The organism is Bradyrhizobium sp. IC4060 (genome assembly GCF_020193715.1).
Classification (GTDB): Bacteria; Pseudomonadota; Alphaproteobacteria; order Rhizobiales; family Xanthobacteraceae; genus Bradyrhizobium; species Bradyrhizobium yuanmingense.
In genome coordinates, this window is record NZ_JADYVJ010000012.1 from 108,362 (window position 1) to 133,900 (window position 25,539).

At 64.4% G+C, this 25,539-nt stretch carries 22 protein-coding genes; 12 read left to right on the forward strand and 10 right to left on the reverse strand.

The window, feature by feature from the left end; translation table 11 throughout:
- Positions 1-27: 27 nt before the first annotated feature.
- Positions 28-1,404, reverse strand: a complete 1,377-nt coding sequence (locus tag I6F16_RS30125; protein ID WP_225113293.1) for a cytochrome P450 — start codon at positions 1,402-1,404, stop codon at positions 28-30.
- A gap of 262 nt (positions 1,405-1,666) precedes the next feature.
- Complete coding sequence (locus tag I6F16_RS30130; RefSeq protein WP_109142075.1) at positions 1,667-2,902, reverse strand: LLM class flavin-dependent oxidoreductase; 1,236 nt, start codon at positions 2,900-2,902, stop codon at positions 1,667-1,669.
- A 472-nt stretch (positions 2,903-3,374) separates the two neighbouring features.
- On the opposite strand from I6F16_RS30130, the gene I6F16_RS30135 reads away from it, so the two are divergent.
- Positions 3,375-4,562 carry a PHB depolymerase family esterase gene (locus I6F16_RS30135; protein WP_225174235.1) on the forward strand — a complete coding sequence of 396 codons (1,188 nt, stop codon included), beginning with the start codon at positions 3,375-3,377 and terminating at the stop codon, positions 4,560-4,562.
- 31 nt (positions 4,563-4,593) lie between these two features.
- Here the strand turns inward: I6F16_RS30135 and I6F16_RS30140 are convergent, their stop codons facing one another.
- Positions 4,594-4,896: a hypothetical protein gene (locus I6F16_RS30140; RefSeq protein WP_225130141.1), complete on the reverse strand. Its 303-nt coding sequence runs from the start codon at positions 4,894-4,896 to the stop codon at positions 4,594-4,596.
- Between the two features lie 195 nt (positions 4,897-5,091).
- Between I6F16_RS30140 and I6F16_RS30145 the strand changes: the two genes are divergently transcribed.
- Positions 5,092-5,460 carry a helix-turn-helix domain-containing protein gene (locus I6F16_RS30145; RefSeq protein ID WP_036038584.1) on the forward strand — a complete coding sequence of 123 codons (369 nt, stop codon included), beginning with the start codon at positions 5,092-5,094 and terminating at the stop codon, positions 5,458-5,460.
- 2 nt (positions 5,461-5,462) lie between these two features.
- On the opposite strand, the gene I6F16_RS30150 is transcribed toward I6F16_RS30145, so the two are convergent.
- The gene (locus I6F16_RS30150) at positions 5,463-6,155 is read right to left on the reverse strand and encodes an MBL fold metallo-hydrolase (RefSeq protein WP_225113296.1); all 693 of its coding nucleotides are present in this window, start codon (positions 6,153-6,155) and stop codon (positions 5,463-5,465) included.
- A gap of 161 nt (positions 6,156-6,316) precedes the next feature.
- Between I6F16_RS30150 and I6F16_RS30155 the strand changes: the two genes are divergently transcribed.
- Both I6F16_RS30155 and I6F16_RS30160 read left to right on the forward strand, forming a co-directional pair.
- Positions 6,317-7,918, forward strand: coding sequence for an alpha-amylase family glycosyl hydrolase (locus tag I6F16_RS30155; protein WP_225174236.1), 1,602 nt, complete (start codon positions 6,317-6,319; stop codon positions 7,916-7,918).
- Between the two features lie 181 nt (positions 7,919-8,099).
- The gene (locus tag I6F16_RS30160) at positions 8,100-8,600 is read left to right on the forward strand and encodes an MmcB family DNA repair protein (RefSeq protein ID WP_225174237.1); all 501 of its coding nucleotides are present in this window, start codon (positions 8,100-8,102) and stop codon (positions 8,598-8,600) included.
- 194 nt (positions 8,601-8,794) lie between these two features.
- Here I6F16_RS30160 and I6F16_RS30165 read toward each other — a convergent pair whose 3' ends face one another.
- Both I6F16_RS30165 and I6F16_RS30170 read right to left on the reverse strand, forming a co-directional pair.
- The gene (locus I6F16_RS30165) at positions 8,795-9,349 is read right to left on the reverse strand and encodes an ActR/PrrA/RegA family redox response regulator transcription factor (RefSeq protein WP_036002403.1); all 555 of its coding nucleotides are present in this window, start codon (positions 9,347-9,349) and stop codon (positions 8,795-8,797) included.
- A 102-nt stretch (positions 9,350-9,451) separates the two neighbouring features.
- On the reverse strand, positions 9,452-10,774 hold the full coding sequence (locus I6F16_RS30170; protein WP_225174238.1) for an ActS/PrrB/RegB family redox-sensitive histidine kinase: 1,323 nt from the start codon (positions 10,772-10,774) through the stop codon (positions 9,452-9,454).
- Between the two features lie 119 nt (positions 10,775-10,893).
- Between I6F16_RS30170 and I6F16_RS30175 the strand changes: the two genes are divergently transcribed.
- From I6F16_RS30175 to I6F16_RS30190, 4 genes are all read left to right on the forward strand, one after another.
- The gene (locus tag I6F16_RS30175) at positions 10,894-11,697 is read left to right on the forward strand and encodes an ABC transporter ATP-binding protein (protein WP_036023980.1); all 804 of its coding nucleotides are present in this window, start codon (positions 10,894-10,896) and stop codon (positions 11,695-11,697) included.
- A gap of 211 nt (positions 11,698-11,908) precedes the next feature.
- Positions 11,909-12,727: an ABC transporter permease gene (locus tag I6F16_RS30180; protein ID WP_036002338.1), complete on the forward strand. Its 819-nt coding sequence runs from the start codon at positions 11,909-11,911 to the stop codon at positions 12,725-12,727.
- 121 nt (positions 12,728-12,848) lie between these two features.
- On the forward strand, positions 12,849-14,177 hold the full coding sequence (gene phaZ, locus I6F16_RS30185) for a polyhydroxyalkanoate depolymerase (protein WP_036023987.1): 1,329 nt from the start codon (positions 12,849-12,851) through the stop codon (positions 14,175-14,177).
- A gap of 217 nt (positions 14,178-14,394) precedes the next feature.
- Positions 14,395-15,234 (forward strand): SprT family zinc-dependent metalloprotease, encoded by an 840-nt coding sequence (locus tag I6F16_RS30190; RefSeq protein ID WP_036023974.1) that lies wholly within the window; start codon positions 14,395-14,397, stop codon positions 15,232-15,234.
- 324 nt (positions 15,235-15,558) lie between these two features.
- Here the strand turns inward: I6F16_RS30190 and I6F16_RS30195 are convergent, their stop codons facing one another.
- The gene (locus tag I6F16_RS30195) at positions 15,559-17,769 is read right to left on the reverse strand and encodes a penicillin-binding protein 1A (protein ID WP_225174239.1); all 2,211 of its coding nucleotides are present in this window, start codon (positions 17,767-17,769) and stop codon (positions 15,559-15,561) included.
- A gap of 170 nt (positions 17,770-17,939) precedes the next feature.
- Here I6F16_RS30195 and I6F16_RS30200 point away from each other — a divergent pair, with 170 nt between their 5' ends.
- Positions 17,940-18,365, forward strand: coding sequence for a DUF1330 domain-containing protein (locus I6F16_RS30200; RefSeq protein ID WP_036002330.1), 426 nt, complete (start codon positions 17,940-17,942; stop codon positions 18,363-18,365).
- Positions 18,366-18,494: 129 nt separating this feature from the next.
- On the opposite strand, the gene I6F16_RS30205 is transcribed toward I6F16_RS30200, so the two are convergent.
- Positions 18,495-19,718 (reverse strand): ABC transporter substrate-binding protein, encoded by a 1,224-nt coding sequence (locus I6F16_RS30205; protein ID WP_036002328.1) that lies wholly within the window; start codon positions 19,716-19,718, stop codon positions 18,495-18,497.
- A 134-nt stretch (positions 19,719-19,852) separates the two neighbouring features.
- On the reverse strand, positions 19,853-20,236 hold the full coding sequence (locus tag I6F16_RS30210; protein ID WP_225113299.1) for a DUF1304 domain-containing protein: 384 nt from the start codon (positions 20,234-20,236) through the stop codon (positions 19,853-19,855).
- 72 nt (positions 20,237-20,308) lie between these two features.
- Here I6F16_RS30210 and I6F16_RS30215 point away from each other — a divergent pair, with 72 nt between their 5' ends.
- Positions 20,309-20,839 carry a methylated-DNA--[protein]-cysteine S-methyltransferase gene (locus I6F16_RS30215; RefSeq protein ID WP_225174240.1) on the forward strand — a complete coding sequence of 177 codons (531 nt, stop codon included), beginning with the start codon at positions 20,309-20,311 and terminating at the stop codon, positions 20,837-20,839.
- 142 nt (positions 20,840-20,981) lie between these two features.
- Here I6F16_RS30215 and I6F16_RS30220 read toward each other — a convergent pair whose 3' ends face one another.
- Positions 20,982-23,771 (reverse strand): [protein-PII] uridylyltransferase, encoded by a 2,790-nt coding sequence (locus I6F16_RS30220; RefSeq protein WP_109142080.1) that lies wholly within the window; start codon positions 23,769-23,771, stop codon positions 20,982-20,984.
- Positions 23,772-24,013: 242 nt separating this feature from the next.
- Between I6F16_RS30220 and I6F16_RS30225 the strand changes: the two genes are divergently transcribed.
- Entirely contained in the window at positions 24,014-24,523 is a 510-nt protein-coding gene (locus I6F16_RS30225; protein WP_225174241.1) for an OsmC family protein, read from the forward strand.
- A 184-nt stretch (positions 24,524-24,707) separates the two neighbouring features.
- Positions 24,708-25,517, forward strand: a complete 810-nt coding sequence (locus tag I6F16_RS30230; protein ID WP_036002311.1) for a hypothetical protein — start codon at positions 24,708-24,710, stop codon at positions 25,515-25,517.
- Positions 25,518-25,539: the final 22 nt, after the last annotated feature.

Consider the following 25,539-nt stretch of genomic DNA (forward strand, 5'->3'; position numbering starts at 1 on the left):
GCTTTGCCCACCCTACGAGATCGGCGCCTAAACCGCCTTCACCTTCACCCGCAGCCCGTCCCGCGGCTTCGGGATCGGCCACATCTGCCAGTCGGGCTTGTAGCCTGGCGCGAGCGACACCTCGATATTCTCCAGGAAGTGCCGCGCGAAGCATTTCGCCTGCATGTAGGCGAAGTGCAGACCGAGGCACATATGCGCGCCGCCGCCGAACGGCACGAAGGCGAAACGGTGACGGCCACGCTGTGCGTCCTCGGTGAAGCGCAGGGGATCGAAACGGTCCGGCTCCGGCCAGATCTCCTTCATGTGGTGGGTATAGAGCGGGTTGATGCCGATCGCCGTGCCGGCGGGGATCGCAAAACCCTTGAAGCTGAAATCGCGCATCGCGCGGCGCGGCATCGACGGCACCGGCGGCTTGAGCCGCAGCGCTTCCTTGAACGCCATCTCGGTCAGCGGCATCTTCTCGAGATCGTCGAAGCTGGTCGGCGCGCCGGAGGCGAGGCCGAGCGCGAGCACCTCCGCGCGCAGCCGGTCCTGCCAGTCCGGATTGGCGGCGAGCTCGCCGATGAAGGAGGTCAGTGACGAGGTCAGCGTGTCGTGCGCGGCCATCATCAGGAAGCTCATATGGTCGATGATGTCCTGGTCCGACAGCAGCGCTCCGTTCTCATGGGTGGCGCGGCAGAGCTGCGAGAACAGATCGTCGCCACCGTGATTGCCGCGCCGCAGCGGAATCTGCTCGCGGAAATAGGCGATGATGCGCTTGCGTCCCTTCACCCCTCGCGCCATCTGGGTGCCGGGCAGGGGGCGGCGGATCGGGGTGACGGCGGCGGCCACCATGTCGACGAAGGCGCGGTTGATCTCATCGACCTCGGGCCCGATATCGGCGCCGAGGAAGGAGGCCGCGGCGAGATCCAGCGTAAGCTGTTTCATCGCCGGATAAAGCTGCATCTCGCCCGGCTTTGCCTTCCACTGCGCGACGCGCGCGGAAATGCCCCGGTCGAGATCGCCGAGATAGGACTTCATCGGCCCGGACTTGAACGCGACCGAGAGCGCCTTGCGATGCAGGCGATGCTCCTCGAAATCGAGCAGCATCAATCCGCGCGGAAACAACAGCCCCAGCACCTTGTCCCAGCCATGGGTCGAGGAGAACAGCTTCTGCTGGTCGAACAGCACGAGCTCGTTGGCCTCGGGCCCGAGCAGCACGACGTTGGTCTCGCCGAAAAAGTGCGTGCGGTAGACCAGTCCGTACTTGGCGCCGTTCGCCTCGATATGGCCCTTGGGATCGGCGAGCACCTGAAAGGTCTTGCCGATGATCGGCCAGCCTTCGTCGCCGGGAATGTGGGTCAGCTCGTTGCGCTTGGGCGGAGTGAACGGAAGCGCAGGGGCGGCCACATTCTGCATCGACATGACGATTGCTCCGGTTGGCTGGCCCCGCAAACATAGCACGATCCGGCCGCGATGAGCTGCGGTCGTCTTGCGCACAAAATCGTCACTCCCACCGCCGTCGTCCCCGCGGAGGCGGAGACCCATAACCACAGGGAGGAGTTTTGGTGCGAGGCTGGTAGCTCCGAGTCTTCGTAAATCCGCATCCTGTGGTTATGGGTCCTCAGATGCGCAATTGCGCATCATAGCTCGCGCTGCGCGCGCCCCGGGACGACGAGTGGAGTGCCTACCGCTTCGCCGCTTCCTTCTGCAGATCCGGCGCGTTGACGGCGGGAATGGCGACGCGGCCGGGGCCGGTCACCTTCAGCGCCTCGGCGGCCTTCTCGTTCTCCATGATCTTGGCCATCACGGCCTGACCCGCACGCTCGAAGATCGCGCGGTTCTCGATCACGAATTTTTGCGACCTGCGCAGCCCGTCGATATAGCCGTTGATCTCGGGCACAACGTAGCGCGCCACCATGTCCCAGCTCCGGCGGGTGTTTTCCGGATTGGCCCAGTCGTGCACGAAGCCGATGATGGCGCCGACGCCGCCGGAGACCTGCATCACGTTCTTGATGGTCTTGACGAGATCGTCGGGCGTGCCGATGGTGGACGCCGCGCCCTCGACGAAGGCGGTCTTGTCGACGGCCTCGTCGGGCGAGGAGAACGCGGTGAGGCCCGGCCGCTGCAGCGTGCCGACATTATATTCGTTGTGCCAGCGCATCAGCCCGGCGCCGGCCTCGCGGCGGGCTTGTTCACGCGTTTCCGCGATGTGCCAGGTCAAGAGCACGCGCCAGTCGGCGCGGCGCACCGTGGTTCCGTGCTTTTTGGCGGCATCCTCGGCGAACTGCCATTGCTGCTGCAGCGACATCAGGCCCTGCGTCGTCATCGAGCCCAGCGAGATGATGCCGATGCCGTATTTGCCGGCGAGCGTCATGCCGGAGGGCGAGATCTGCGAAGCCACCACGAACGGCATCTCCTCCTGCAGGGGCAGGATCTGCAGCGCGGCGTCGTTCATCGTGAACCAGTCGCTTTTGGCGGTGACGCGCTCGCCGTTGAAAAGGCGGCGGATGATGCCGATCGCCTCGTCCTGGCGGTCGCGCTGCGTCATCGGATCGATGCCGAGCGTGTGCGCGTCGGAGGCGAGCGCGCCCGGTCCGGAGCCGAAAATGGCGCGGCCGCCGGTCATATGGTCGAGCTGCACCATGCGCTGGGCAACGTTGAAGGGATGGTGATAGGGCAGCGACACAACGCCGGTGCCGAGCTTGATCCGCTTGGTGCGCTCGCCGGCCGCGGCCAGGAACATCTCGGGCGAGGCGATCATCTCCCAGCCCGAGGAATGATGCTCGCCGCACCAGAACTCGTCATAGCCGAGCGCATCCAGCTGCTCGACCAGGTCGAGATCGCGCCGGAACTGCAGCATCGGATGCTCCCCGATCGGGTGATGCGGGGCAAGAAAGGCTCCGAACTTCAGGCGCGCCATGGCGGTCTCTCCGGCTGAATTTTCTGTTTGTTGGTCGTGTCAGGCTACGTGCCTGACGGCACGAACGCAATCACGCGATGTCCCGCGCGGTGGAATGCAGGCATGCGCGGTGCCAAGCGAGACGTTGCGTAGTCCTCGCCCGCTTCGCGCTTCATCACGATAACGACACGCAGCGCGACTGGGCCGGTTCGTTCATTCGCGTTCGACACCTCCGCGAAGCCTCACAATCAGCGCGCGCAGAATTCCTCGCCTCGCTCTTGTCATTTGTGACATTCGTCATGATGGGCGCCGCATTTCCGGCGCGGATACGCCGCGCATCGGCACGAGATTGCGACGTTGCGGTTAATACGTGCGGATTCTTGCAGATTTTCAGCCAATTTCCCGAGATTGACAGCGCACGGTCTTTTTATTTTGCGCCGCAGCAACTATCTGGTTGGGCTGGACGTTGAACGTCGCCCACCAGGAACTTGCCGTGTCGTTAGCCAGAAACATCGATCTGTTGAGACGTCTGCCCCGGCTGGACGGACTGCGCTTCGCCGAGCCCGGCCGCGGTGCAGATGGATCGAGCCCGCTGCAGGAGGTCTCTGGCTTCGGCGACAATCCCGGCGCCTTGCGCATGTTCGCGTTCGTGCCGGCGCAATTGCAGCGGCCGCGCGCGCTCGTCGTCGTGCTGCATGGCTGCGGGCAAACGGCGGCCGCTTACGATCTCGGCGCGGGCTGGTCGACGCTCGCGCAACATTACGGCTTTGCGCTATTGATGCCCGAGCAGCAGCGCATCAACAATGCCAACACCTGCTTCAACTGGTTCAATCCGGAGGACACCGCGCGGGACAGCGGCGAGCCGGGTTCGATCCGCGCGATGATCGCGCATATGGTGAAGACGCATCGCATCGATCCCAGGCGCGTCTTCATCACCGGCCTGTCGGCCGGCGGCGGCATGACCTCGGTGATGCTCGCGACCTATCCGGAAGTCTTCGCGGCCGGCGCGATCATTGCCGGGCTGCCTTACGGCATCGCCTCGAACTTGCGCGAGGCGCTCGACGGCATGTTTCATTCCCCGGCGCGCCCTTCGCGCGAGCTCGGCGATCTCGTGCGCAGCGCCTCCGATCATCGCGGGCCCTGGCCGAGGGTCTCGGTGTGGCACGGCAGCGCCGACCGCACCGTCAATCCCGGCAATGCCAACGAGATCGTCAAGCAGTGGCTCGACCTGCATGGCCTGCCCGAACTGCCGATGGCGGAGACCAATGTCGACGGCTATCCGCGCCAGGCCTGGTGGGACAAGGACGGCGAGACGCTGGTCGAGTCCTATGCCATCACCGACATGGCGCACGGCACGCCGCTGGGGCTCGCCGACAACGATCAGCGCTACGGCATCGAAGGTGCCTTCCTGATCGAGGCCGGCATCTCCTCGTCCTACCACATCGCAAAGTTCTTCGCTCTCACCGGCTGGATTGCGGACGCCGCGACGACGAAGGCGGAAGCCAAATCCGCGACGAAGCCTGGCGCGAAACCGGCACTGTCGCCGGCACCGCATCTCGCCCGCTCGATCCGCACCGCGGTCGCCGCGGAGCCGGCCGAGCCGCAGGGCGAGAAGGCGCGCGGCTTCGACCTCGGCCAGATCATCACGCGCGCGCTCACGGCTGCGGGGCTGATGAAATAGCTCCACCCCGCTGTCGTCCGGAGGGCAAGGTCTACCCCGTCTGATCGATCACCTCGACCGGCGTCACGCTGATCTCGCCGCCCGCGACCTTCCGCGTCACCTCCTGGTAGTGCTTGAAGAAGTCGCGCGATTGCAGCGTTTTCTGCGCAGCATCGTCGGCGACGCTGGCGAAGTGGAGATAGCTGCCGTCGTCGCGATGCTTCAGGCAACGATAGCCGATCCTCCCCTTCAGCTCCGCATCGGCGTCGATCGCCCTGATGAAGCGGCCGATCTCGCGGTGCCACTCCTCCGTCGTGCCGTTCTTGAACGCGTATCTGATCATGAAGTGCTTCATGTGACGCTCCCTGTTCGTCTTATGCGTCATCATCTGCGCGCTTGATACGATCCCGCAAGTATGGACAAAATTGATAGTATGGACTTTTTCGCCGTTGCTCCTATCCTCATCGCATAGCGTTTTCGAGCGAAGTGGATACCGGTTCGCGTAAAGAAAACGCGTCAAAACAAGAATCTTCCACGTGGAGGAAACGACATGGCGAAGACGTCTCCCGCGCGCACCTGTCCGGTTGCGGCGTTTCAGAAGATGATCAGCGGCAAATACAAGCTGCGCATCGTCTGGGACCTCAAGGACGGCCCGCGCCGCTACGGCGAGATCAGAAGCGGCTTGCTGCGCGGCGCGTCAGGCAGCGCCGAGATCACCCCGCGCGTGCTCAGCCGCGAATTGAAGGCGTTGACGATGAGCGGCCTGATCGACCGCAAGGATTTCGGCGAGGTGCCGCCGAAGGTCGAGTACCGCCTGACGCGCAAGGGCAAGAGCTTCGTCCCCGTCGTTGCCGCAATCCGCGAGTGGGGCGAGCGCAATCTCGGTGAGGCGACGGCACTCGCGGACGCCGCTGAATAAGCCTACATCTCGCCGGTGATGAACGGATTGGTCATCCGTTCCTGGCCGATGCTCGAGCCGGCGCCGTGGCCGCAGATGAAGCCGACATCGTCGCCGAGCGGCAGCAATTTCGTCTTGATCGAACTGATCAGCGTGGCGTGACTGCCGCCGGGCAGGTCGGTGCGTCCGACCGAGCCGGCGAACAGGACGTCGCCGACATGGGCAAACCGCAGATCCTTGTTGAAGAACACCACGCTGCCGGGCGAATGACCCGGACAATGCAGGATATCGAACTGCAAGCCGCCGATCGACACGCTGTCGCCCTCGTCGAGCCAGCGGTCGGGCGTGAAATCGCGTCCTCCCGTCATGCCGAAGCGCGCGCCGCTCGCCACGACGTTGTCGAGCAGGAATTTGTCCGCGACATGCGGTCCCTCGATCGGCACCTTGAGTGCATCGCGCAACTCGGCCGCGCCGCCGACATGGTCGATATGGCCATGGGTCAGCCAGATCTTCTCCACGGTGACGCCGGTCTGCTTGATCGCATCCAGGATCTTCGGCACGTCGCCGCCGGGATCGATCACCACGGCCTTCTTCGAAGGCTCGTCCCAGATGATGGTGCAGTTCTGCTCGAACAGCGTCACGGGAACGATGATCGCGCCCGCCTTGGCTTGCCGGGATTCTTGCCGGGATTCTTGGCTGTCGTTTTGCTCGGTCATGGCCTCACAATGCCGATTTTTGCCGAGCCGCCAAGCAAAAGATTCGTCCCCACGCCCTGGAACAACCGTCACACGGCCGTCCCAATTGGCCTGCCAATTTGAACCGGGGCGTTGCTGTCGCGTTCTCCCGCGCAAGGCGTCAGATTTGGGTGGTCTTCGGCATGGCTCACGACAACGAGAATTGGTGGCGCGACGGCATCTTCTATCAGATCTATCCGCGCTCGTTTCAGGACTCGGACGGTGACGGCGTCGGCGATCTCGCCGGCATCCTCAAGAGGCTGCCTTACGTCAAATCGCTCGGCGTCGATGCGATCTGGCTGTCGCCGATCTTTCCCTCGCCGATGGCCGATTTCGGCTACGACATCTCGGACTATGTCGGCATCGAGCCGCTGTTCGGCACGATGGCCGATTTCGACGCGTTGCTCGCGGCCGCCCACGACAATGGCCTGAAGCTGATCCTCGATCTCGTGCCGAACCACACCTCCGACCTGCATCCCTGGTTCACCGAGAGCCGGTCCTCGCGCGACAATCCCAAGCGCGATTGGTACATCTGGCGCGATCCGGCGCCAGGCGGCGGCGTTCCGAACAATTGGTTGTCCGAGTTCGGCGGCAGCGCGTGGGCTTTCGACGAGGCCACGGGGCAATATTACTATCACGCCTTCCTCGCGCAGCAGCCGGATCTCAACTGGCGCAATCCGGACGTCCGCAAAGCGATCTACGACGTGATGCGGTTCTGGCTGGACAAGGGCGTCGACGGCTTTCGCGTCGACGTGATCTGGCACCTGATCAAGGACGCCGAATTCCGCGACAACCCGGCCAACCCGCACTACGTCGAGGGCCGTCCGCCGAACGAAAAAATCCTCACGCAATATTCTACCGACCAGCCGGAGGTGCATGACGTTATCGCCGAGATGCGGCGCGTCACCGATTCCTATGGCGCGCGCGTCTTGATCGGCGAAATCTATCTGCCGCTGCACCGGCTCGTGGCCTATTACGGCAACGATCTCACCGGCGCGCAGATGCCGTTCAACTTCGCGCTGCTCTCGACCTTCTGGAGCGCCCGCTCGATCGAAAAGATCATCGAGGATTACGAAAAGGCATTGCCGCGCGGCGCCTGGCCCAACTGGGTGCTCGGCAATCACGATCGTCCGCGCGTCGCGAGCCGCGTCGGGCCCGAGCAGGCCCGCGTCGCGGCGATGCTGCTGCTGACGCTGCGCGGCACGCCGACGCTTTACTACGGCGACGAGATCGGCATGCACCAGCTCGCGATCGCGCCGGAGGACGTGCGCGATCCCTTCGAGAAGAACGTCCCCGGCATCGGTGTCGGCCGCGACGGCTGCCGCACGCCGATGCAATGGGATTCCTCGAACTTCGCAGGTTTTTCGCAAGCAAGGCCCTGGCTGCCGCTGCCGGAGGACCACATCCGCGAGAATGTCGCCAATCTCGAAGCCGACCCGCGTTCGATCCTCAACCTCTACAAGCGCCTGATCGGCTTGCGGAAGAGCTGCCCTCCGCTGGTCACGGGCGATTATCATCCGATCGCCGCGCAAGGCGATCTGCTGATCTATCGCCGCGCGGCCGGCGGCAAGGCCGTGATCGTCGCGCTCAATCTCGGCCCCGATCCGGTCGCGGTGACCAGCAGCGCGATCCGTTTCGGCAGCAGCATCTTGCTGTCGACGTTCCTGGATCGCGAAGGTGAGGAGATCGAAGGCGTGCTGGACCTGCGCGGCAACGAGGGCGTGGTGGTGGCGTCACCTACCTAACTGTCGTCCCGGGGCGGGACGAAGTCGCGAGCTATGATGCGCAATTGCGCATCTGAGGACCCATAACCACAGGAAGAAGTTTTGCGACGACTCGGAGTTGCCCGCTTTGCCCCACACGTCCGGGCTCGCGCTACGCGCGTCCCGGAATGACGGGCGGGATGGAATCGGCTATTCTCCCGCCATGGACAACACCGCCCGCATCACACTCGTGCCGCCGCCGGATCGTCGCCAGTCGGAGACGGCGCTGGCGATCGCGCGCGGCACCGCGCGTCTGTTGCGCTCGCTCGGCTTCTCCTGCATCAGCGAATTGCCACTGCCGTCGGGCCGGCGCGCCGATCTCGTCGCGCTGAACGAGCGCGGCGAGATCTGGATCGTCGAGATCAAGTCGTCGGTCGAGGATTTGCGCGCCGATCAGAAATGGCACGAATACCGCGCCCATTGCGACCGGCTGTTCTTCGCCTTCACGCAGGATCTGCCGTGCGAGATCTTCCCCGATGACACTGGCCTGATCGTCGCCGACGCCTACGGCGCGCACCTGCATTGCGAGGCGCCCGAGCACAAGCTCGCCGCCGCCACCCGCAAGCAGATGACGGTGCGGTTCGCGATGGCGGCGGCCTTGCGGATCAACCGCCTGGTCGATCCGCAGGGCCATGCGGATTCTGGGAGTAGGCTGACTTCGTAGCCCGGATGGAGCGCAGCGCAATCCGGGACAATTGCAGCCCGTCGCGCCAATCCCGGATTACGCTGCGCTCCATCCGGGCTACGCAGTGTCGTAGGGTGGTCAAAGCGAAGCGTGCCCACCAATTAAAATTAATCAGGATCGAAATAGAGAACGTGGGCACGGCGCTTCGCGCCTTTGCCCACCCTATGCGACCGCTACCTCGGCGCGCGCTTCGCCAGGATCCGCTGCAAGGTACGCCGGTGCATGTTGAGCCGGCGCGCCGTTTCCGAGACGTTGCGGTTGCACATCTCGTAGATGCGCTGGATGTGCTCCCAGCGGACGCGGTCGGCCGACATCGGGTTGGCCGGCAGCTCGGATTTGTCCGTGTTGGTCGACAGCAGTGCGGCGACGACGTCGTCGGCATCCGCGGGCTTGGAGAGATAATCGATCGCGCCCATCTTCACCGCGGTCACCGCAGTGGCGATGTTGCCGTAGCCGGTCAGCACGATCGCGCGCGCATCCGGCCGCTTCTTCTTGAGCGCCGAGACCACGTCGAGGCCGTTGCCGTCGCCGAGCCGCAGATCCACCACCGCGAACGCCGGCGCCGATTTGCCGATCTGCGCAAGCCCGTCCGAGACCGTGTCGCATGATGTCACCGAAAAGCCGCGGCTCTCCATGGCCCGTGACAAACGCTCCAGAAACGGCTTGTCGTCTTCAACGATGAGCAGCGAGCGGTCGGTCTGTTCGTTCAGGTCGGCAATGGCGTTCAAGGTTGTTTCCTCTCTCCAGCGCATCGACATATGGCGTCGCAATCGCGCGGTGCCAAGGCGGCAAATGGTCGACCCGCCCCGTTGTGCGACGCAAGGTCGCGGCTATCCTATTGTTTCTTCGAGCGTCTCGATAGCCTCAAAACGCTGTCTCGGCCATGTGATCTGAACCACCGCACCATGGTCCGGAAAGATGCGGTTGGTAAACGAGACCTTCGCGCCGGTGCGCTCCAGCAAGGTGCGCGCGATGAAGACGCCGAGGCCGAGGCCGCGCCGTTCGCCGCCACCATCATCCTGGGGGCGTCGCCGCGACAGATAGGGCTCGCCGATCCGGTTGAGAATATCGGGTGGAATGCCCGGTCCGTCGTCGGAGATCACGAGCTCGATATGGTCCTGGTTCCACCAGGCGTTCACCTCGACGGTGGTGCGGGCGAAATCGACCGCGTTCTCGACGATGTTGCCGATGCCGTAGAGGATCGCGGGATTGCGCGAGCCGACCGGCTCCGCCGCCGCGGCCACCGCGATCCGCACCTTGATCTCGACGCCGAAATCGCGATGCGGCGCCACCACCTCCTCGATCAGCTCCGACAGCTTCATGTGGTCGAACGGCGCGCCGGTGGGGGAAAGCTGGGTGATCTTGCTGAGGATGTCGCGGCAGCGCTGGGTCTGCTCGCGCAAGGTCTTCAGGTCGGCGGCGATGCTTGGCTCCTTCACCGTCTTTTCCAGCTCGCGCGAGATCAGGAAGATCGTCGCGAGCGGCGTGCCGAGCTCGTGTGCGGCCGCGGCGGCAAGACCGTCGAGCTGGGTCAGGTGCTGCTCGCGCGTCAGCACCAGTTCGGTTGCGGCCAGCGCGTCCGCAAGCTTGCGCGCCTCCTCGGTCACCTGGAACGAGTAGAGGCTGGTGACGCCGATCGCGAGCGCAATCGAAAGCCAGACCCCGACGAGATAGACCGGCGGCAGCACCAGGGGATCCTCGGAATCCCACGGCAGCGGAAAATGGAAGAAGAACAGGACCGACGCGCAGGCCACCGCGAGCAGGCCGAGGCCGAAGGTGAAACGGGCCGGCAGCGCCGTGGCCGAGATCAGCACGGGTGCGAGGAACAGGAACGAGAACGGGTTCTGCAGTCCGCCGGTGAAGAACAACAGACCGGCCAGCTCGACGATGTTCAGCGCGAGCAGGCCGGCCGCCTGCATCGGCTCCAGCCGCTGCATCGGATTGGCTGCGGTCTGGAGTGCGAGGTTGAGCGCCGCCGAGAGCGCGATGATGCTGACGCAGGGAATGATCTCGACGTTGAACTCCAGCCCCTGGGCCACGATGAAGATCGCGGCGAGTTGCCCCAGCACCGCCAGCCAGCGCAGCCGCAGGATCGTGTCCAGCCGGATATGCCGCTGCGCGTTATGGAAGTCGGAATCGGCAATTTTGGTCATATCGGCCAATGTGGCGGCGCCTTCCAAGGTCACGGACGCCGGGCTGACGGAACCGCCCGGTGAGGAGCCCTTACATCGAGCCTTGCGCTCGCCGATGCAATAGCAGAAGAACGGCCAGCATGACCGAGAATGGCAAGGCTTCAAGTCGGCCGACTGTCGCGGATCGAGATTCGTCCGCGGCAATTGCCGTCGATCACCTCGTCAAGGTCTACAAGCAGACCCGCGCCGTCGACGACATCTCCTTCTCGCTGCCGCGCGGCAGCATCACCGGGCTGCTCGGCGGCAACGGCGCCGGCAAGACCACGACCATCGCGATGATCATGGGCTTGGTGCTGCCGACCTCCGGCCGCGTGCAGGTGCTCGGTCACGAGATGCCGGACGAGAGTGCGTCCGTGCTGGGGCGGATGAATTTCGAAAGCCCCTATGTCGACATGCCGATGCGGCTCACGGTGCGGCAGAACCTCACCGTGTTCGGCAAGCTCTATGCGGTGAAGAACCTCACTGAGCGCATTGCCAGGCTCGCCGCCGATCTCGACCTCGGCGATTTCATCGACCGCGCCAACGGCAAGCTCTCCGCCGGGCAGAAGACCCGCGTTGCGCTGGCAAAGGCGCTGATCAACCAGCCGGAGCTGCTCTTGCTGGACGAGCCGACCGCCTCGCTCGACCCCGATACCGCCGATTGGGTGCGGGCGCATCTGGAGCGGTATCGCCGGGACAACAACGCCACCATTCTCCTCGCCTCGCACAACATGCTCGAGGTCGAGCGGCTCTGCGACCGCGTCATCATCATGAAGCGCGGCCGCATCGAGGACGACGACACGCCCGAGGCGATCATGGCCCGCTACAACCGCACCACGCTGGAGGAGGTGTTTCTCGACGTCGCCCGCGGCCGGGCAAACGGGGCGAAGGAGGCGGTGAGGTGAGGGAGAGCTGTAATCGTAACTTCAATGGAGCGACGTCATTCCGGGGCGCGCGGAGCGCGAGCCCGGAATCCATAACCACAGGCGGCAGCTGTGAGGCGAGACTGGTAAATCCGAGTCTTCGCCAAATTCAATCCTGTGATTATGGATCCCGGGTTCGCGACTACGGCGCGCCCCGGGATGACACTTTCCATCCCGGCCACGGGGTACGGCCATGACCGAGCTCTCCCTCCACCGCGGCATCTCGCTCCACCGCATCGGCGCGATGATCCTGCGCTATTGGTATCTGCTGCTGTCGTCCTGGCCGCGGCTGCTCGAGCTGCTCTATTGGCCGGCGCTGCAGGTCATCACCTGGGGCTTTCTCCAGTATTACATCGCCGAGAACGCCAATTTCTTCGCGCGCGCCGGCGGCACGCTGATCGGCGCCGTCATCCTCTGGGACATCCTGTTCCGCGGCCAGCTCGGCTTCTCCATCTCGTTCTTGGAGGAGATGTGGGCGCGCAACCTCGGCAATCTCATGATGAGCCCCTTGAGGCCGATCGAGTTTCTGTTGGCGCTCATGGTCATGAGCCTGATCCGGCTTGCGATCGGCATCATTCCGATGACCCTGCTCGCGCTGTTCCTGTTTCACTTCAACATCTATGCCCTCGGCCTGCCCCTGATCGCGTTCTTCTGCAATCTGATCTTCACGAGCTGGTCGGTCGGCATCTTCGTCTCGGGCCTCGTGGTGCGTAACGGCCTCGGCGCCGAGAGCATCGTCTGGACCTTGATGTTCGCAATCCTGCCGCTTGCCTGCGTCTACTACCCCGTCAGCGTGTTGCCGGTCTGGCTGCAATACGTCGCCTGGGCGTTGCCGCCGACCTATGCCTTCGAGGGCATGCGCGCGCTGCTGATCGAGCAGACCTTTAGGAGCGATCTGATGATGGAGGCGTTGCTCATCAACGCCGTCCTTTTGGTTGCATCTTTTGGGGCATTCCTTGCCCTTTTGCGCAGCGCAAAGCGGCACGGCTCGCTGCTGTCGGGCGGTGAATAAAGTCACTTTCCCGTGGATTCAGGCTGATTTGGCGGTTTTCGGCACGTAGATGTACGGAACCATGCATTGACGCAATATTACGCATTCGGCAGTATGCTGCGATGCGAAGAGGAATATGACGATGCCTATTGGTGAGTTCGGCGGCGCACCGCCCCTGGCGGCAGAAGGCAGTCCGGCCCTGACGACGCCGATGTACTGGATGTACGAGATGGCGCACGCCTCTCTCAATCCGGCGCGTGCGGTCACCGACGCGACCAAGCTGCTGTTTCAGAACCCCCTCAATCCCTGGTCGCGCACCGAGGTCGGCAAGTCGGTCGCCGCGGCCTGCGAATTGTTCGAGCGCACCACGCGCCGCTACGGCAAGCCGGAATGGGGTCTCAACGACACCGAGGTCAACGGCATCCGGGTCCCCGTCGAGATCCGCTCGGTCTGGGAAAAGCCGTTCTGCAAGCTGCTCTACTTCGACCGCAAGTTCGCCCGTCCGCTGCGCAGTCCGCAACCGCGTGTGCTGATCGTGGCGCCGATGTCCGGCCATTATGCGACGCTGCTGCGCGGCACGGTCGAAGCCTTCCTGCCGGCGCATGAGGTCTACATCACCGACTGGGCCGATGCCCGCATGGTGCCCTTGAGCGAAGGCCGCTTCGATCTCGACGATTACATCGACTATGTCATCGAGATGCTGCATGTGCTTGGCGGCAACACCCACGTGATGGCGGTGTGCCAGCCCTCCGTGCCCGTCGTCGCGGCGGTCTCGATCATGGAAGCGCGGCGCGATCCGTTCGTGCCGACCTCAATGACGCTGATGGGCGGCCCGATCGACACCCGCCGCAATCCGACAGCGGTGAACAATCTCGCCCAGGAGCGCGGCATCGACTGGTTCCGCAACCACGTCATCACCAAAGTGCCGTTCCCGCATCCGGGCATGATGCGCGACGTCTATCCAGGATTCTTGCAGCTCAACGGCTTCATCAGCATGAATCTCGACCGGCACATGGATGCCCACAAGCAGCTGTTTGCCCATCTGGTGAAGGGCGACGGCGATCTCGCCGACAAGCATCGCGACTTCTACGACGAATATCTCGCGGTGATGGATCTGTCGGCCGAGTATTACCTGCAGACCGTCGACACCGTGTTCGTGAAGCACTCGTTGCCGAAGGGCGAGATGACCCATCGCGGAACCCGCGTCGATCCTTCCAAGGTCAAGCGCGTCGCGTTGATGACGGTCGAAGGCGAGAACGACGACATCTCCGGTCTCGGTCAGACCGAGGCGACGCACACATTGTGCAGCGCGATTCCCGATCATCGCCGCGTTCATTACGTCCAGAAGGGCGTCGGACATTACGGCGTGTTCAATGGATCGCGTTTCAAATCGGAGATCGTGCCACGGATTCACGACTTCATGGTTTCGGCTGCGAATCCTGCTTCGTTGCAGGCGCTTGCGGCTGAATAACCTCGAATTTCGGCTTTCCCGTCGAAATTTAGGCCCCTGTCGCGGCCTCCGGCGGGCGCAACTCCACGCCAGATTCGCGGTATTTAGGTAGCTTTATAGGAGTGAGTCAGCCCTCACCCCTTGGGGGTGTTGCATGCGTCCAGCGGGGGCGAAAAAAGCCGGTTCCAACCCCAGTCTGTAGGGTCTCCCGGACGCCTGACCGCTGTATATTGGGCAAATGATTTGTTTTTGCGCCGAGCGCTTCCCATGGCGGCGGTTATGGCAGAATCCGGGCGCCCTCCTGCCCCCCGGACTGACAGACATGGCCACCCGCGCACTCCTTTATCGTAGGCCCCACGAACCGAAGACCCTCGTCATCACCCACGGATCGCAATTTTTTGCGATTCGGCTGCGCCGGCACCGCCGCGCGCGCCGTTACACGCTCCGAATCCATCCGAGCGACCGCGAAGCCATCCTCACCATGCCGCCGCGCGGCACGCTTGCGGAGGCCAAGGACTTCGCACAGCGTCACGGTGCGTGGATCGCAGCGCGCCTCGGCCGCTTGCCGAAGGCCGCACCGTTCCAGCCGGGCACGGTGATACCGCTGCGCGGGACGCCGCATCGCATCGTTCATCGCGCCGGCACCCGCGGCACGGTGTGGACCGAGGTGCGTGACAGCGGTGAGCGCATTCTCTGCGTCGCCGGCGGCCTCGAGCATGTCGATCGGCGCGTCAGCGATTTCCTCAAGCGCGAGGCGCGCCGCGACCTGCAGCGCTCGGCGGAGGTCTACGCGGCCGAGCTCGGGGTCAGGGTCAAGCGCCTCTCGATCCGCGATCAGTCCAGCCGCTGGGGCTCCTGCACCTCGGCCGGCTCGCTGTCGTTCTCCTGGCGGCTGATCCTCGCCCCGCCCTTCGTGCTCGACTACCTCGCCGCGCACGAAGTCGCCCATCTCGTCGAGATGAACCACTCGCCGCGCTTCTGGCGCGTCTGCGGCAAGGTCTGCCCGTCGATGGAGCGCGCCAAGAAGTGGCTCGACACGTACGGGAATGATCTGCACCGGTATGGCGTCGAGGATTAGTTCCTCGCAGATCAGGCCGCGCTCCCAGCGCTGTCATCGCCCGCGAAGGCGGGCGATCCAGTACGCCGCAGCAGCCGTTATGAATCTCGATGCCTCGGAGTACTGGATTCCCCGCCTTCGCGGGGAATGACAGGAGAGAGTGGGCAGGCATCACCGCTCCATTATCGCCACACTTCGCGACGATTGCGCCGCTTGCCTGATTAATCCCGGCGCATCAACCGCTTCGCAGCATCCAGCGCGCATCGCGCCGGACCTCGTCTTCTACTGTGCATGGGGTTGTTTTCGCAGTTTGTGCTTTGAGGCCCGAAGGGTCCCAACCCACAACTACCGATTCCCGCCGAACAGCCGGTCCATCAGCCAGCCATCGAGCCCGGCTGCCGCCTCGGGGCGCACATTGGCGCGCGTCGGAGGCGGCGGGCGATAGCCGCCGGCGTTCGGTTGTGGCGGTGCCGCGGGCGTCGGCGGCGACACCTGCGAGGCCGCCTGCGCGAGGTTCGACAGGCCCCAGCCGCCGGGTGAGCTCGGCAACGCCGCCACCGGCACGCCCTCGTGCGCGGCCTTCATGAAGCGCGACCAGACTTCGACCGGCAGGCCGCCGCCGGTCGCCTTCTTGGTCGGCGAGTTGTCGTCGTTGCCGAGCCAGACGCCGGTGACGAGACTCGCGGTGTAGCCGATGAACCAGGCGTCGCGATAATCCTGGCTGGTGCCGGTTTTGCCCGCCGCCGGCCAGCCCGGGATCTCCGCCTTCTTGGCAGTGCCCGAAACAAGCGTCTCCCGCATCATCGCGTTCATCATGCCGACATGGCGGGGGTCGATGACCTGGTTGCGCTCCTCCGCCTGGCGCATGTAGAGCAGCTTGCCGCTGACTGTCCTGATCCTTGTGACGACATGCGGCGCCACGGCGAGGCCGCCATTGGCGAACGGCGCATAGGCGCCGACCAGCTCGACCATGGAGACTTCGGAGGTGCCGAGCGCGATCGAGGCGTTGGGCTCGAGCTTGGAGGAGATGCCGAGGCGGTGTGCGGTGCGCACCACGTTCTTCGGCCCGACCTCGAGGCCAAGACGGATCGCGACGGTGTTGAGCGACATCGCCAGCGCCTGGGTCAGCGTCACCGCGCCGAAATATTCATGGGTGTAGTTCTCAGGACGCCAGCCCTTGACCTCGATCGGCGCGTCCTGGCGCATGGTGTCGGGCGTCAGCCCCTGCTCGAGCGCGGTCAGGTACACGAACGGCTTGAACGAGGAGCCCGGCTGACGTTTTGCGGTGACCGCGCGGTTGTACTGGCTGTCGGAATAGTTCCGCCCGCCCACCATGGCGCGCACTGCGCCGTCGGGCGTCATGGCGACCAGCGCGCCCTGGCTGACGTTGAACTTCACGCTCTTGGCCGCGAGCTCGTCGATGATGGCGGCTTCCGCCACGCTCTGCAGTTTCGGATCGATCGTGGTCTCGACCTTGATGCTCTCGTCGATCTGCCCGACCAGATCGTCCAGCACCTCGCCGATCCAGTCGGCGACATAGTTCACCGTGCCGGCGCCGGCCGGCTTCACGTTGTAGGAGGGATGGCCGATCGAGGCCTTCGCCTGCGCGTCGGTGATGAACTTCGCATCCGCCATCGCCGCGAGCACGATCTGGGCCCGCGCTTCGGCACCTTCCGGATTGCGGTTCGGGGCAAGGCGGGATGGCGACTTGACGAGGCCGGCCAGCATCGCGGCTTCCGCGACGGTCACGGCCTTCGCCGACTTGCCGAAATATTTCTGCGCTGCCGCCTCGACGCCGTAGGCGCCGGAGCCGAAATAGACCCGGTTGAGATAAAGCTCCAGGATCTCGTCCTTGGAATGCTTGCGCTCCAGCCAGATCGCGAGCTCCACCTCCTGGAGCTTGCGCTGGATGGTGCGCTCCTGGGTCAGGAACAGGTTCTTCGCGAGCTGCTGCGTCAAGGTCGAGCCGCCCTGCGAGACGCCGCGATGAAGCAAATTGGTGACGAGCGCGCGCAGGATGCCGACCGGGTCGATGCCGAAATGCGAATAGAAGCGGCGGTCCTCGATCGCGATGAACGCCTTCGGCAAATGCGGCGGCAGATCCTTCAGCGCGACATTGGCGCCGGCCATCTCGCCGCGCTGGGCCAGAATGCTGCCGTCGATGCCGACGATCTGGATCGTTGGCGGGCGCTTCGGGATCTCCAGCGACTGGATCGGCGGCAGATGCGCGCCGACATAGATCACGACGCCGATCACCGCGATGACGCCCCACAGGCTCAGCACCGCGCCCCAATAGACCAGGCGGCCGAGACCGAACCCGCCACGCGACTTCGCTCGACGCTTGGCGCCGCTGCGGCCGGCTGGCGCCTTGCGCTCGCGCGGCGGCTCGGTGCCGGCATCCTCGCTCTTGCGCTTGGCGGATGGTTTCGCGGATTTCTTCGGCTTGTCGTCGCCGCCGGGAACGCGGTCTGCCGGGGTGAGCCGCAGATCGGCAAGCGCCGCGGGCAAGCCGAACAGCGGCTCCTTCCGCGCACCCTTTTTCTTTCCCCACGCCATACGCAAAACGCCCGGTCAGCCCGCCCCGCCGAGACGCTAGCGGTCGCTGTTTAAGGCCGGGTTACCCCGGCGTTAACGCACGATTAGGAGATGCGGCATTCGCCGGCCGCAGTTCCGCTTCCGGGGCCGCAAGGCTAGGATCGCTCGTATCAATAAGATGAGGGAGCGCCATGGGCCATATCGATCCGACCAAGGAGATCTTCGCGCAATTCCGGGAGAACGATCGGCCGGGCCCGATCCACATGCTCAACCTGGTGCGCCTGCGCAAAGAGGCGGCCTATCCCGACGGCCGCAAGGCCAGCGGCGCGGAAGCCTATGCGGCCTATGGCCGAGAAAGCGGCCCGGTGTTCGAACGGCTCGGCGGGCGCATCGTCTGGCAGGGCAAATTCGAGCTGATGCTGATCGGCCCGCAGGAGGAACGCTGGGACCATTGCTTCATCGCCGAATATCCAACCGTCGCCGCCTTCGTCGAGATGATCCGCGACCCCGTCTATCGTGAGGCGGTGAAGCACCGCCAGGCCGCGGTGGAGGATTCGCGGCTGATCCGGCACGCCGTGCTGCCGGTCGGGAAGAACTTTGGAGAGATACCGACCTGAACGCCAAGTAGGAGGCTCTCTCGATCGTCATGGCCGGGCTTGACCCGGCCATCCACGGCTTCCTTGACGCCCCAAGAACGTGGATGCCCGGGACAAGCCCGGGCATGACGTCGCAGAGGCAGATGCGTTCTAGCCCGACGGGCCGGTGTCCTCGATGATCGGTCCGAACAGCTCCCAGCGCTCGCCGTTGAACTTCATCATCTGCATCTGCTTGTTGACGCGGTAGTCGTTCGGCCCGGTGTTGATCTTGATGCCGGGCAGCGCCAGGCTCGGCGTGTAGCCCTTGATATTGGCGGCCTGCTTCATGATGTTCGCACGCGTCAGATCGTCGCCGCATTGCTTCAAGACCTGCACCAAGAGCTCGGCGACCGAGTAGGCGTAGGTGTTGATGGTGTTGAGCTTGTCACCTTCCGGGAAATACTTGTCCATGAAAGCGAAGAAAGCCTTCACGCCGGGATCGTCCTTCCACTGCGGGTCGCTCGGCTCCTTGCCGTAATTGGTCGAGATGATGCCCTTGGAGATGTCGAGGCCTGCCGGCTTCAGCGTCGCCGAAATCGGGCTCGCATTGATGTCGAGGATGTGCACCGGCGTCCAGCCGAGATCGGCAAGCTTCTTGATAGCCTGCGCCGCGAATTTCGGCGTCGAGGCGTTATAGAACAGGTCGACGCCCATCGACTTCAGCTTCACCACCTGCGAGTCGACGGTGGGGTCGGTCACCTCATACGACACCTCGCCGACGATCATGTTCGCCTTGTCGCCGAGGCCGCTCTTGAGGCCGGCAAGATAGTCGCGGCCCATGTCGTCGTTCTGGTAGAGCACGCCGATCTTGGCGTTGGGGTGATTGGCGAGAATGTATTTTGCGTAGATCCGCCCCTCGGACACATAGTTGGGATTGTAAGCGATGGTCCAAGGATAGTTCTGCGGATCGTTGAAGCGCGCGGCGCCGGTCGAGGCCAGCAGCTGAGGTACCTTCTTGCCGTTGAGGTACTTCTGCACGGCGGCGTTCGCGGCTGTGCCGATCAGCTGAAAGGTGAACAGGACCTCGTCGCCCTCGACCAGCTTGCGCACCTGCTCGACGGTCTTCGGCGGCGAATAGGCGTCGTCATACTGGATCAGGTTGATCTTGCGGCCGTTGATGCCGCCCTGATCGTTGATCATCCTGAAATATGCGGCCTGGGTCTTGCCGATATTGGCGTAGACCGAATAGGCGCCGGAGAACGGCACGGTCTGGCCAATCTTGATCTCGGTGTCGCTTGCGCCGGTGTCGTATTTCTTCTGGGCGAGGGCCTGGCTGGTCGAGACTGCGACGGCGAACGCCGCCGTGGCAGCTAAGAAGGCTCTGCGATTGTTCATATTGGAACGTTCCTCCTGACGGAATTATCGGCCGATGGTCTTTCTCCGTTGATTGCAACGGTCGCCATCGCTGCCGAAGATTGTGGAGGAAGCTTCGCCGCAGCGCAAGGATCGCGGCGCTGTGCCGTAGCGTCTCAGGCGAGAAACATCGCAATCAGCGCGATTGCCGCCGGCAGCGCCTGCACGATCAGAATCCGCGTGGTGACGGTCGCCGCGCCATAGGCGCCGGCCACGATTACGCAGAGCAGGAAGAACACCTTGATCTGGAATGCGAAGGCTGGGTTGCCGTGGAACAGGCCCCAGACCAGGCCGGCCGCGAGGAAGCCGTTATAGAGACCCTGATTGGCGGCCAGCACCCTGGTGATCTCGGCCTTCTCGGGCGAATTCCGAAACACCTTCAGGCCCAGCGGCTTGTCCCAGAGAAACATCTCCAGGACGAGGAAGAAGACGTGCAGCGCCGCGACCAGCGCCACCAGGATATTGGCGATCAGGATCAAGGTGAGCTCCCCCAAAAGCATCAGCTTTCGGGTGGACGTTAGCACGGCCGCCGTGGCAAGTGTGATCGATGTGTTTCGATTGCTGGTGCCGCAATGTCCGCTCGATCAACCAAGGTGCCCGAACGCTTCGGTCTCGACCACCTGGCGACGCCGATCGGGATTGCGCTGCTCGTCACCGATGCCGAGGGCAAGCTGCGCGCGCTCGACTGGGAAGACTATGAGCACCGCATGCGCGATCTGCTGCGCCTGCACTATCGCGCGGTGGATCTGCGTGATCAGCCTGCGCCGTCGGACACGCGGACCGCACTGTTGCGCTATTTCGACGGTGATCTCGGTCAGCTCCAGAGCATCGCATGGCGTATCGCCGGCACGCCGTTCCAGCAAAAAGTCTGGACCGCGCTCGTGCAGATCCCCGCCGGCACCACGATGAGTTACGGCGCGCTCGCCGCGAAGATCGACATGCCCAGGGCGATACGAGCCGTCGGCCACGCCAACGGCTCAAATCCGATCAGTGTGGTGCTCCCGTGCCATCGCCTGATCGGAGCGGACGGTTCGCTGGTGAAGTATGGTGGTGGCCTCGAGCGGAAGAGATGGCTGCTGCGGCACGAGGGGGTGGAGGTTTAGGTCTTTCAACTCGTCATTCCGGGGCGCGCGTAGCGCGAACCCGGAATCCATCGGGCGACACCGACGGTACCGATAAATGGATTCCGGGTTCGCCGCTACGCGGCGCCCCGGAATGACGAGTGGAGAGAATCCCCCGAGCGTCCTACGCCGCCGGCTGCACCGCCTTGTCGCCGGCCATCACATGGGTCAGCGCGCTCTTGATCGCGGCCTGGCGCGTCGGCGCGTTGATCTGGGCGCCCAGCAGGTCGGTGACGTAGAACACGTCGCGCGCGCGCTCGCCGAAGGTCGCGACATGGGCCGAGGCGATGTTGAGATTGAGCTTGGAGATCGCGGTGGTCAGCTCGTAGAGCAGGCCGGGCCGGTCGAGCCCGGAGACCTCGATCACGGTGTAGCGATCGGACCATTGGTTGTTGATCGTCACCTCTGGTTCGATCACGAAAGGCTTCGCCTTGCTGCGCACGGTGCGCCGCGCCACCACTTCCGGCAGGCGCAGCTTGCCCTCCAGCACGTCCTCGATCATCTCGCCGATGCGCGTGGCGCGCCGTCCCTCGTCCTCGTCGCGGTCGTATTCGCGCGAGATCGAGATGGTGTCGAGCGCGCGGCCGTCGGTCGTGGTGTAGATCTGGGCGTCGACGATGTTGGCGCCGGCCGAGGCGCAGGCGCCCGCGATGATCGACAGCAGCCAGGGATGGTCGGCAGCGAAGATCGTCAGCTCGGTGACGCCGCGCACCTCGTCGAAACCGACATTGATCGCGAGCTTGTGGCCGGCCTGCTCGCTGGAGCGGACGAAGCGGGCGTGCCGGATCTTGCGCGGCAGCTCGACCTTGAGCCAGTAGGCCGGATAGTGCCGGCCGATATAGGCGTCGAGCTCGTCGTTCGGCCATTCGGCGAAGGCCATGCGGAATTCGGCGTGCGCAGCGGCGAGGCGCTTGCCGCGGTCGACCTCTGAGAAGCCGCCGGTCAGCACCGGCTCGGTCTCGTAGTATAGCGAGCGCAAGAGCTGCGCCTTCCAGCCGTTCCACACGCCAGGGCCGACGCCGCGGATGTCGGCGGTGGTCAGGATGGTCAAGAGCTTCATCTGCTCCACAGACTGCACCACGGCAGCGAAATTCTCGATGGTCTTGCGATCGGAGAGGTCGCGCGACTGCGCGACCGTGGACATCGTCAGGTGCTCCTCGATCAGCCAGGCCACGAGCTCGGTGTCGGCCGGGCTGAAGCCGAGCCGCGGGCAGAGCCGCCGCGCCACCTTGGCGCCGGCGATGGAGTGGTCCTCGGGACGGCCCTTGGCGACGTCGTGCAGCAGCGTTGCGATGTAGATCACCGCGCGGTGCTCGGGCCGGATCTTGCGGAACAGGTCGCTCGCCAGCGCGAACTCCTCGATGCCGCCGCGCTCGATGTCCTGGAGGAAGCCGATGCAGCGGATCAGGTGCTCGTCGACGGTGTAGTGATGATACATGTTGAACTGCATCATCGAGACGATCTTGCCGAAGGCGCGGATGAAGTGACCGAGCACGCCGGTCTCGTTCATCCGCCGCAGCACGATCTCGGCATTGTCCGAGGTCAGGATCTCCATGAACAGCCGGTTGGCCTCGGGATTTTCGCGCAAGCCCGCATTGATCAGGCCGAGCGAGCGCGTCACGTCGCGCATCGCATCCGGATGGAAGGCAAGGTTGTTCTTCTGCGCGAGGCGGAAGATGCGGATCAGATTGACCGGGTCGTGCTTGAACACGTCGGGCGCGGCAACATTGATGCGGTTGTTGTCGACGATGAAGTCGTCGCTGTCGGGGACGCGCCGCTTCACTGCGCTCGGTCGCAGCCGCGCCATCACCCGGCTCAGCACCGGCGCGGGCTTGGCCTGCTGGTCCTCGAGCTTGGCGCAGAGGATGGCGGTGAGGTTGCCGACTTCCTTGGCGACCAGGAAGTAGTGCTTCATGAAGCGCTCGACGTCCTGCATGCCCGGATGCGAGGTGTAGCCGAGACGTATCGCGATCTCGCGCTGGAGATCGAAGGAGAGGCGCTCCTCGGCGCGACCAGAGTAGAAATGCAGATTGCAGCGCACCGACCAGAGGAAGTCGGCGCAGCGGCGGAAGGTGCGATATTCCTGCGCGTCGAACACGCCGCGCCCGACCAGCTCGTGGGTGTCGCGGACGCGGTAGACGTATTTGGCGATCCAGAACAGTGTGTGCAGGTCGCGCAAGGCCCCCTTGCCGTCCTTGACGTTGGGCTCGACCAGATAACGCGACTGGCCGCCGCGGCGGTGGCGCTCCTCGCGCTCGGCGAGCTTTGCGGTGACGAATTCGGACGCGGTGCCCTGCACCACCTCCTTGTCGAAGCGCTCGACCAGCTCGTCATAGAGCGGCTTGTCGCCGGTGAGAAAGCGCGTCTCCAGGATCGCGGTCCGGATGGTCATGTCGCCGCGCGCCTGCCGGATCGATTCATCGACCGATCGCGTGGCGTGGCCGACCTTCAGCCCCATGTCCCAGAGGCAATAGAGAATGGCTTCGGCGACCTGCTCGCCCCAGGCGGTCTGCTTGTAGGGCAGGATGAAGAGCAGATCGATGTCCGATTCCGGCGCCATCAGGCCGCGGCCGTAGCCGCCGGTCGCCACCACCGCCATGCGCTCGGCGCCGCTCGGGATCGGCGAGCGGTAGAGATGGCGCGTCGCGGCCGAATACAGGATGCGGATGATCTCGTCCTGCACGTGGCACAGCCGCTCGGCGCAGCGGCGGCCGTGGCGGTCCTTCAGAAGGATCGCCTGGGCGGCGGCGCGCGCCGCGATCAGCTCCGCCTTGAGCAATAGCGCCATCGCCGTGCGGAACGCGTCCTCGCGCCCCTCGTGCTTCTCGGCAAGCGCATCGACCGCGGCGGTGATCCGCGCGGTATCGAAGCGCTCGTCCACCTGTGGCTTCTGCTCAGTCGCGACGCTGTCCATGTCTTACCGGATATAAGAGGTGACAGGCGCTGTCACGAGACATTCGCAAGGGACGACCGGCGAGTTTCGCCACGCAGATGAATCGGCTTCGATACCGATATCGGCGCCTGGGGTAACGTCATGAATGTGCTCAGATTTTTCTCCTGGATCCCGGCTGGTCATGACTGCCTCCACCAATCATGGGCTGACACAAAACCAATCGCGCTTTATACCGCTCGTCGATATCCCCGGGAGAGAACAAGATGGACGCTGCAGAGCTGCGCCAGATGCAGGCCCCGATCAAGGAGCGCTACAAGACCGATCCCAAGGCTGCGCTGATCACGCTGAAGGCCAAGGGCTCCACCGATAGCGAAGGCATTGCGTGCAAGGTCGAGACCGGCCGCGCTATCGCGATGGCCGGCCTGCATCCGGGCACAGGCGGTTCCGGCCTCGAGCTCTGCTCCGGCGACATGCTGCTCGAAGCCCTGGTCGCCTGTGCCGGCGTCACGCTGAAATCGGTCGCGACCGCGATCGAGGTGCCCTTGAAGTCCGGCAACGTCTATGCCGAGGGCGATCTCGATTTCCGCGGCACGCTCGGCATCGACAAGGAGACCCCGGTCGGCTTCGCCGAGATCCGCCTGCGCTTCGAGGTCGACACGTCAGCGCCGCAGGACAAGCTCGATCTGCTGCTCAAGCTCACCGAGCGGTATTGCGTGGTCTATCAGACCATCAAGAACGGCCCGAAGGTTTCGGTGTCGATGCAAAGGATGTAAGACGCAGGTCGTCATTCCACCGATTGGTGTCGTCCCGGGGCGCGCCGCTTGGCGCGAGCCCGGGACCCATAATCCCCGGCCGTCGGGATTTTCGGACGGTCGTTGCTCCTAGCTCTTAAGCCACCATGGCCTGTGGTTATGGATTCCGGGCTCGCGCTTCGCGCGCCCCGGAATGACAGATAAAATGTCCCTCGACCTCCACTTCCTCCTCTTCCTGCTCCTGCGCATGGCGATCGCGGCGGCGTTCGTGGTGACGGCATCGATCATCACCGAACGCTCGGGACCCGTGATCGGCGCGCTGATCGCGACCCTGCCGGTCTCGGCCGGGCCGTCCTACGTCTTCCTTGCGATCGATCATGACGCCGCGTTCGTCGCCCAGGGCGCGCTGGCGAGCCTGCCGGTCAATGCGGCAACGATCTTGATGTGCCTCACTTACGTTGTGCTGTCGCAGCGGCACACTCTCGTGGTGAGCTGCGGAAGCGCTTTCGCGGTATGGATCGGGATGGCCTCGATCATCCGCCAGTTCGACTGGTCGCTCGCCGCGGGGCTCGCCGCCAATCTGATCGCGTTCGGCATCTGCATTCCACTGCTCGCGCGCTATCGCCATGCGAAGATGCCGCTGGTGACGCGCCGCTGGTACGATGTGCCGATGCGCGCTGCGCTGGTTGCGACCCTTGTCGCCATCGTGGTTTCGACATCGAGTTGGGTCGGCCCGCGCATCAGCGGCATCATTGCACTCTTTCCCGTGGTGTTCTCCAGCATCATGGTCATCCTGCATCCGCGCATCGGTGGACCGCCGACCGCTGCCGTGCTCGCCAACTCCGCCTGGGGCCTGCTCGGATTTGGCATGGCGATTGCGGTCCTGCACGTTGCAGTCGTGTGGTTCGGCTCCGCCGCCGGCTTGTGCCTCGCGCTCGCAACCTGCGTGGCATGGAATCTGACGCTGTGGAGAATAGGACGGCGCGCCTTGCGCCGCACGCGGCCGATGCCGTGAGACTACGGATATGCGCGACGCG